The 7,861-nt window shown below is 73.5% G+C and carries 7 protein-coding genes; 4 read left to right on the top strand and 3 right to left on the bottom strand.

Annotated features, from left to right (window positions below; genetic code table 11):
• The 4 genes from AOK18_RS24420 to AOK18_RS24405 form a co-directional block, all read left to right on the top strand.
• Positions 1 to 2,006, top strand: a 2,006-nt coding sequence (locus AOK18_RS24420) for an NADP-dependent isocitrate dehydrogenase (RefSeq protein WP_055695722.1), incomplete at its 5' end; no start/stop codon positions are given.
• 424 nt (positions 2,007 to 2,430) lie between these two features.
• Positions 2,431 to 3,792, top strand: a complete 1,362-nt coding sequence (locus tag AOK18_RS24415) for a bifunctional o-acetylhomoserine/o-acetylserine sulfhydrylase (RefSeq protein ID WP_074995622.1) — start codon at positions 2,431 to 2,433, stop codon at positions 3,790 to 3,792.
• Positions 3,789 to 4,940, top strand: a complete 1,152-nt coding sequence (metX, locus tag AOK18_RS24410; protein ID WP_079105150.1) for a homoserine O-acetyltransferase MetX — start codon at positions 3,789 to 3,791, stop codon at positions 4,938 to 4,940. Before AOK18_RS24415 ends, metX begins: the two co-directional genes overlap by 4 nt.
• Before the next feature lie 94 nt (positions 4,941 to 5,034).
• The gene (locus AOK18_RS24405; protein ID WP_055695721.1) at positions 5,035 to 5,832 is read left to right on the top strand and encodes an N-formylglutamate amidohydrolase; all 798 of its coding nucleotides are present in this window, start codon (positions 5,035 to 5,037) and stop codon (positions 5,830 to 5,832) included.
• 62 nt (positions 5,833 to 5,894) lie between these two features.
• Here AOK18_RS24405 and AOK18_RS24400 read toward each other — a convergent pair whose 3' ends face one another.
• The 3 genes from AOK18_RS24400 to AOK18_RS24390 form a co-directional block, all read right to left on the bottom strand.
• Complete coding sequence (locus tag AOK18_RS24400) at positions 5,895 to 6,338, bottom strand: hypothetical protein (RefSeq protein ID WP_055695723.1); 444 nt, start codon at positions 6,336 to 6,338, stop codon at positions 5,895 to 5,897.
• Between the two features lie 98 nt (positions 6,339 to 6,436).
• Positions 6,437 to 7,012: an RNA polymerase sigma factor gene (locus tag AOK18_RS24395; RefSeq protein ID WP_055571652.1), complete on the bottom strand. Its 576-nt coding sequence runs from the start codon at positions 7,010 to 7,012 to the stop codon at positions 6,437 to 6,439.
• 59 nt (positions 7,013 to 7,071) lie between these two features.
• Positions 7,072 to 7,861, bottom strand: a 790-nt coding sequence (locus AOK18_RS24390) for a S8/S53 family peptidase (RefSeq protein ID WP_157865157.1), incomplete at its 5' end; no start/stop codon positions are given.

Below are 7,861 nucleotides of genomic sequence, written 5' to 3'. Positions count from 1 at the left end.
GGAGCTCGGCGACCGCGGCCAACATCATCAAGCTGCCGAACGTCTCGGCGTCGATCCCGCAGCTCAAGGCCGCGGTCGCCGAGCTCCAGGGCCAGGGCTACGCGCTGCCGGACTACCCGGACGACCCGAAGACCGACGAGGAGCGGGAGATCCGCGCCCGCTACGACAAGATCAAGGGTTCCGCCGTGAACCCGGTCCTGCGCGAGGGCAACTCCGACCGCCGCGCCCCCGCCTCGGTGAAGAACTACGCCAAGAACCACCCGCACCGCATGGGCGCCTGGACCGCCGAGTCCAAGACCAACGTGGCGACGATGGGCGAGAACGACTTCCGCTCCACCGAGAAGTCCGCGGTGATCGCCGAGGACGGCGCGCTGCGCATCGAGCTGGTCGGCGAGGACGGCACCACCACGGTGCTGCGCGAGTCCGTCCCCGTCCTGAAGGACGAGGTCGTCGACGCCTCCGTGATGCGGGTCGCCGCACTGCGCGAGTTCCTCACCGCTCAGGTCGCCCGCGCCAAGCAGGAGGGCGTGCTGTTCTCCGTGCACCTGAAGGCCACGATGATGAAGGTCTCCGACCCGATCGTCTTCGGCCACGTGGTGCGCGCCTTCTTCCCGAAGACGTTCGCGCGGTACGGCGAGCAGCTCGCCGCGGCCGGCCTCAGCCCGAACGACGGCCTGGGCGGCATCTACAAGGGCCTCGAGGGCCTGTCCGGGGGCGCGGAGATCAAGGCGTCCTTCGACGCCGAGCTCGCCGAGGGCCCGGCGCTGGCGATGGTCGACTCCGACAAGGGCATCACCAACCTGCACGTCCCCTCGGACGTCATCGTGGACGCCTCCATGCCGGCCATGATCCGCACCTCCGGCCACATGTGGGGCCCCGACGGCCAGGAGGCCGACACCCTGGCCGTCCTGCCGGACTCCAGCTACTCCGGCGTCTACCAGGCCGTGATCGAGGACTGCCGCGCCAACGGCGCCTTCGACCCGTCCACGATGGGCTCGGTCCCGAACGTGGGCCTGATGGCGCAGAAGGCCGAGGAGTACGGCAGCCACGACAAGACCTTCGAGATCCCGGTCACCGGCACCGTCCGCCTGGTCGACCAGGCCGGCGACACCGTCCTGGAGCAGGCCGTCTCCGCCGGTGACATCTTCCGCGCCTGCCAGACCAAGGACGCGCCGATCCGCGACTGGGTCAAGCTCGCCGTCACCCGCGCCCGCGCCACCGGCGCCCCGGCCGTGTTCTGGCTGGACGAGACCCGCGCCCACGACGCCAACCTGATCGCCAAGGTCGAGCGGTACCTGGCCGAGCACGACACCGAGGGCCTGGACATCCGCGTCCTGAACCCGGTCGAGGCCACCAAGCTGTCGGTGGAGCGCATCCGCCGCGGCGAGGACACCATCTCGGTCACCGGCAACGTGCTGCGCGACTACCTGACCGACCTGTTCCCGATCCTGGAGCTGGGCACCAGCGCCAAGATGCTGTCGGTGGTCCCGCTGATGGCGGGCGGCGGCCTGTTCGAGACGGGTGCGGGCGGTTCCGCGCCCAAGCACGTGCAGCAGCTGGTCAAGGAGAACTACCTGCGCTGGGACTCCCTGGGCGAGTTCTTCGCCCTGGTGCCCTCCCTGGAGCAGTTCGCCCAGACCACGGGCAACACCCGCGCCAAGGTCCTCGCCGACGCGCTCGACCGCGCCACGGCGACCTTCCTCAACGAGGACAAGTCCCCGAGCCGTCGCCTCGGCGGCATCGACAACCGCGGCAGCCACTTCTACCTGTCCCTGTACTGGGCGCAGGAGCTGGCCGGGCAGACCGACGACGCGGACCTGGCGAAGGCCTTCGCCCCGCTCGCCGAGACGCTCGCCGCGAACGAGCAGAAGATCGTCGACGAGCTGATCGCCGTCCAGGGCGAGCCGGCCGAGATCGGCGGCTACTACCAGCCCGACCCGGCCAAGGCGGCCGCGGTCATGCGTCCGTCCGCCACGTGGAACGAGGCGCTGGCCTCCCTCGGCTGACCCGCTCCGGGCACCCCGGACGACATCCCACCGACTCCGCCCCGACCGGCACCGCGCCCGGCCGGGGCGGAGCCGTGTCCGTGGCCGGCCGGGCGGCCCGGCCGGCGGGCCGCCCGGCCGGCGGGCCGCCCGGCGGGCGCGGGCCGTTCATGAACACCGCGTGAAGAGATCGACCACCTACTGAGACGCCGTCTCATTCAGCGCCCATCCGGCCGTAGGCTGGCACCGGTGACACGCTGCAACCGACCGCACACGTGTCACCGCCACGGCGTGTCGCGCGAGCGACCGACACCCACGTCGGCACGTGGTCCCCTCCGACGCCCTGATCCCCGGGGCCGTCCGGCACGCCCCGCACCCACAGCCAGGTCCGCGGATCCGCACGCCACCCGTCGTCCGCGCCCGCACCGCGCACGAGGAGCACCTCATGAGCCAGCCCAACGAACCCGCCACCGCCGCCGGCACGCCCGAGGGGGCGTCCACCGGCCCCGACACGTCGGCCTGGTCGTTCGAGACCAAGCAGGTCCATGCCGGTGCCGAACCCGATCCCACGACCGGGGCCCGGGCCACGCCGATCTACCAGACGACCTCGTTCGTGTTCCGGGACACCCAGCACGCCGCCGACGTCTTCTCGCTGGCGGAGCCGGGGAACATCTACACCCGCATCCACAACCCCACCCAGGACGTCCTCGAGCAGCGCGTCGCCGCCCTGGAGGGCGGAGCGGCGGCGGTGGCCCTGTCCTCGGGGCAGGCCGCGCAGACGCTGGCCCTCCTGACGCTGGCCGGGGCCGGTGACCACATCGTCTCGGCCACCTCGCTGTACGGCGGGACGTACAACCTCTTCCGGCACACCCTGCCGAAGTTCGGCATCGAGGTGTCCTTCGTCGACGATCCCGACGACGCCGAGGCCTGGCGCGCGGCCATCCGGCCCGACACCAAGGCGCTCTACGCCGAGACCCTGGGCAACCCGCGGAACAACGTGCTCGACGTGCGGGCGGTCGCGGACGTTGCCCACGAGGCGGGCGTGCCGCTGGTCGTGGACAACACGATCGCCACGCCCTACCTGCTGCGTCCGCTCGAGCACGGGGCGGACATCGTGGTGCACTCGGCGACGAAGTTCCTCGGCGGGCACGGCACCACGATCGGCGGCGTGGTCGTGGACGGCGGCACCTTCGACTTCGGCGCACACGCCGAGCGCTTCCCGGACTTCACCGAGCCCGACCCCAGCTACCACGGCCTGCGGTACTGGCCGGCGCTCGGCCCCGGCGCGTTCGCGGTCAAGCTGCGCGTCCAGTTGCTGCGCGACCTCGGACCGGCGATCGCCCCGCACTCCGCGTTCCTGCTGCTGCAGGGCGTGGAGACGCTGAGCCTGCGCATGGAGCGGCAGACGGCCAACGCGCTGGCGCTGGCGGAGTGGCTGGAGCAGCGCGACGAGGTCGCGGTGGTGCACCACCCGGGTCTGCCGTCCAACCGCTGGTACGAGGCGGGGCGGAAGTACCTCCCCCGCGGTGCCGGCGCGGTGTTCGCCTTCGAGCTGGAGGGCGGCGTCGAGGCGGGCAAGCGGTTCGTGGACGGTGTGGAACTGTTCAGCCACCTCGCCAACATCGGTGACGTGCGCAGCCTGATCATCCACCCCGCGTCCACCACCCACAGCCAGCTGAACGAGGAGCAGCTCGTGGCGACCGGAACCGCGCCGGGTCTGGTGCGGCTGTCGGTCGGCATCGAGAACCTCGCCGACCTCAGGGCCGACCTGGAGTCCGGTTTCCGCGCGGCCAAGGGCGCCCTCTGAACCCCTTCACGGCCTCCGGAACACCGGTCCCCCTCCCGCCGGTCACCGGGGCCTGGCAGGAGGGGGACCCGCCCGGGCGGCGCCGCTGGCACGCCCTCGGCGCGCCGCTGCCGCTGGAGGCGGGCGGTGAACTCCCCGGCGTGGAAATGGCGTTCGAGACCTGGGGGCGGCTGGCGCCGGACGGGTCCAACGCCGTGCTGGTGCTGCACGCGCTCACCGGTGACAGTCACGCGGCCGGACCCGCCGGCCCCGGCCATCCCACGGCGGGCTGGTGGGACGGGCTGATCGGGCCCGGACTGGCCCTCGACACCGACCGCTGGTTCGTCGTCGCCCCGAACGTGCTGGGCGGCTGCCAGGGCAGCACGGGACCGGCCTCGCCGCGCCCCGGCGGGCGGCGCCGGTGGGGCAGTGCCTTCCCGTACCTGACCCAGCGGGACCAGGTCGCCGCCGAGGCCCGGCTGGCGGACGCGCTCGGCGTCGGGACGTGGGCCCTGGTCGTCGGCGGTTCGATGGGCGGGATGCGTGCCGTGGAGTGGGCGGTGACGCATCCCGGGCGCACGGGGGCGGTGCTGCTGCTCGCCACCGCGGCCGCCGCCAGCGGCGAGCAGATCGCCTGGTCCACCCTCCAGCTGCACGCCGTTCGCAGTGACCCGCACTGGCACGGCGGCGACTACCACGACACCGGCCGGGGGCCGCACGCCGGGCTGGGGATCGCCCGGCGCATCGCCCACGTCACCTACCGGAGCGAGCCGGAGCTGTCGGCCCGGTTCGGCCGGGAGCCGCAGGGTGCGGAGGATCCGTGGCGCGGCGGCCGGTACCGGGTCGAGTCGTACCTCGACCATCACGCGGCCAAGCTCGTCCGGAGGTTCGACGCGGGCAGCTACGTGGTGCTGACGGAGGCGATGAACGGCCACGACGTGGGACGCGGCAGGGGCGGCGTCCGGGCGGCCCTGCGCCGGGTGACCGCGCCCGCGCTGGTGGCCGGGGTCGACTCGGACCGCCTGTATCCGCTGTCCCAGCAGGCCGAACTGGCCGCGCACCTCCCCGGTGCCGACCGGCTCAGAGTGGTGGAGTCGCCCTACGGGCACGACGGTTTCCTCCTCGAGACGGAACAGGTCGGCGCGCTGGTCCGCGAGTTGCTGGGGTAGCCGGCACGGCGGCCTTGCGTCCCGACGCGTTGTCGGTGGTGTGTGGCACCTTGATCACGCCGTGCCCCACCGACGAACCCTCCGGAGCAGCCCGATGACCGACACCCCGCAGTCCTACGCCCTCCTCCCCGGGGCCGGGGACTCCCCCGTGATCCTCCACGTGCCGCACTCCTCACGGGAGATACCGGCCGGGGTGCGGTCCGGGATCGTGCTGGGCGACGCGGAGCTGGAGCGGGAGCTGGACCACATCACCGACGCGCACACCGCCGCGATCGCCGGGGCCGCCGCCGAGGCGGCCGGAACCACTCCGTGGCGGTTCGTGAACGGGCTGTCCCGGCTGGTGGTCGACCCCGAGCGGTTCCCGGACGAGCGGGAGGAGATGCTGGCGTCCGGGATGGGCGCGGTCTACACCCGCACCACGCACGAGGAGGCGCTGCGGCCCGACGGGTTCGACCACGGGCCGCTGATCGAGCGGTACTTCCGTCCGTACGCGCGGGCCATGACCGAGGCGGTGGCGGACCGTCTGGCGGCCACCGGGCGGGCCGTGATCATCGACGTCCACTCCTACCCCACCGCGCCCCTGCCCTACGAACTCCACGGCACGGGCCCGCGCCCGCCGGTCTGCCTGGGCACCGACGCCTTCCACACGCCGCCCGGCCTGCTCGAGGCGGCCCGCGAGGCGTTCGCCCCCTGCGGGGAGACGGGACTGGACAGTCCGTTCGCCGGGACGTACGTGCCGCTGGAGTTCTACGGGAAGCGGGCGGAGGTGACGGCGCTGATGGTGGAGATCCGCAGGGACACGTACATGACCGAGCCGGGCGGTCCCGCGGGGCCGGGCCTGCGGGACCTCGCCTCGGCTCTGCGGGTCCTGGTGGAGGCCGTGTCGCGCTGACCGGGCGTCCTTCCCGCCGCCCGGGCGCGGCACGAGGCGCCGCGCCCGGGCCGGGGCACGGGTCAGGTCCGCAGCCACTCCGTCTCGATCACGTCCCCGCCGGTCCGCAGGCGCAGGGCGAACGGGCCGGACGGCGGGGCGGCACCGGTGAAGCGGCCCAGGTCGTCGGCGGTGAGGGAGGAGCCCGGCCGGGGCCCGCCCAGCACCTCGATCCGGGCCGGCCGGGGCGGCAGCAGCTGCCCCATGAGGCCGTGCGCGCTCACCTCGACGTCCACGGTCACCTCGCCCGCGCTGAAGGTGAGCATCCGCGGCGGGTCCTCGGCTCCTCTGACCGGGAGGGCGTCGACCAGCGAGTCGAAGGTCAGCTCGGCCACCACGGCGTCCAGGCGGTGCAGGGCGTAGGCGTCCACGGCGGCCTGCAGCAGCACCGGCGGCAGCGGGTCCAGGACGGCGGCGGCCTGCCGGAGTTCCTCCTCCAGCAGGTCGGCCTCGATCTCGGCGCCGATGCCGGCCGGCTCCGCCGTCCCGGCGGGCCGGCCGGACCCGCCGTCGTCGGGGCCGCCGTCCCGGCCGTCGCGCACACCGTCCGCGCCGTCCGTACCGTTCACATCGCCCCCCGTGCCTCGAGCCGGGCCCGCAGCCGGCGCAGACAGCGCTGGCGCAGGGGCCCGATACTGCCCACCGCGATACCGAGCGCGGCGGACACCTCCTGGTAGCTCGGCGGCGGCGAGGCGATCAGCACGCGCAGCAACTGCCTGCACCGGTCGCCGAGTTCCTCGAACTCCTGCCACATCCGCCGTACCCGCTCGCTCTGGGCGGCGGCTTCCTCCGCCTCCAGCAGCGACTGCTCCGGTGTGCCGTCCTCGCTGACCCGGTCCAGGAGCCGCGGGTCGTCCGTCAGGGTCAGCCGGCGCGCGTTCCTGAGCACCTTCAGGCACTCGTGCCGCGCCGTGCTGGCCAGCCAGGCGCCCGTCTTCTCCGGTTCGCGGATCCGCCCCAGGTTCTGGGCGAAGCGGAACCACACCGTCTGGTAGACCTCGTGCGCGTCGGCGTCGGAGAGGCGGTGGGCGCGCACCACGGACCACACCAGGGGGCCCAGCCCCTCCACGATCGCCTTCCAGGCCGCCGCGTCGCCGCCGGCGGCGGACCGGACCAACGCGCCGACATCAGTACGCTCCACGGTCCCACCCCTCGTGTACGGCACGTCATCGTACGCCGCGGAGGGAACGGTTCCGGACCTCATGTCCGGGGGGAGGGGAGCGCGACCGGCACGGGACGCCAGGTGGCCGGGACGAGCGCCGGCACCTTGGCCCCGCGTACCTCGGCGACCTCGCTGTTCGCGTCCATCAACTGCCGCCGGGCGGCGCGCGGGTCGGTCTCGGCCCGCGCGCTCATGTGGGCGGCGATCATGCCGGCGGCGACGGGCGTGGCGAACGAGGTGCCGCTCCACTGGGCGAGGCCCTCGAACATCACCTGGTCCGGCTTGCCGGAGCCACCCTCCTCGCTCAGGGCGCCGGTGTGCCGGGGGTGCCGGCAGGTGCAGGCGTAGCCGAAGCCGTAACGGCAGTCGTCGTAGGTGGAGTGCTGGTACACGTACGGTACGGGGGTGTCGAAGCCGGTGAGGGCGCTGATGAGGCGCTCGCCGGGGGCGTAGGCCTTCACCCAGGCGCCGTGGTTGCTGAAGCAGGCGCCGGACTCGCCGTCGCCGCGCAGGGCGCCGACCGACAGGACGGCGTCCTCGAAGCCGGGGAGGTCGGCGTAGGCGGCGGGCCAGAACGGGGTGGCGCTGGAGTTGTTGCCGGCGCAGGCGACCAGCAGGGTGCGCTGCCGCCGGAGTTCCCGCATGAAGGCGTCGACGCCGAGCAGTCCGTCGGTGCGGCCGTTGGAGGTGCCGGCGGAGAGGCTGAGGATGTCGGGCCAGCCGTCCCGGTCGACGGTTTCGAACAGCTTCTCGCCGAACTCTGACTCCAGGATGGCGCCGGCGTCGTTCAGGGTGCCGCGGACGGTGATGTCGGTGTCGGGGGCGACG

The organism is Streptomyces prasinopilosus, assembly GCF_001419695.1.
GTDB lineage: Bacteria > Actinomycetota > Actinomycetes > Streptomycetales > Streptomycetaceae > Streptomyces > Streptomyces prasinopilosus.
Note: the sequence above shows the minus strand (reverse complement) of the source record. Positions and strands in the feature narration are given on the sequence as shown.

What these genes read in the sequence shown, in the direction of transcription:
- AOK18_RS24405 (WP_055695721.1), top strand. Translation starts at nt 5,035, where the DNA reads ATGACCGACACCCCGCAGTCCTACGCCCTCCTCCCCGGGGCCGGGGAC.
- AOK18_RS24415 (WP_074995622.1), top strand. Translation starts at nt 2,431, where the DNA reads ATGAGCCAGCCCAACGAACCCGCCACCGCCGCCGGCACGCCCGAGGGG.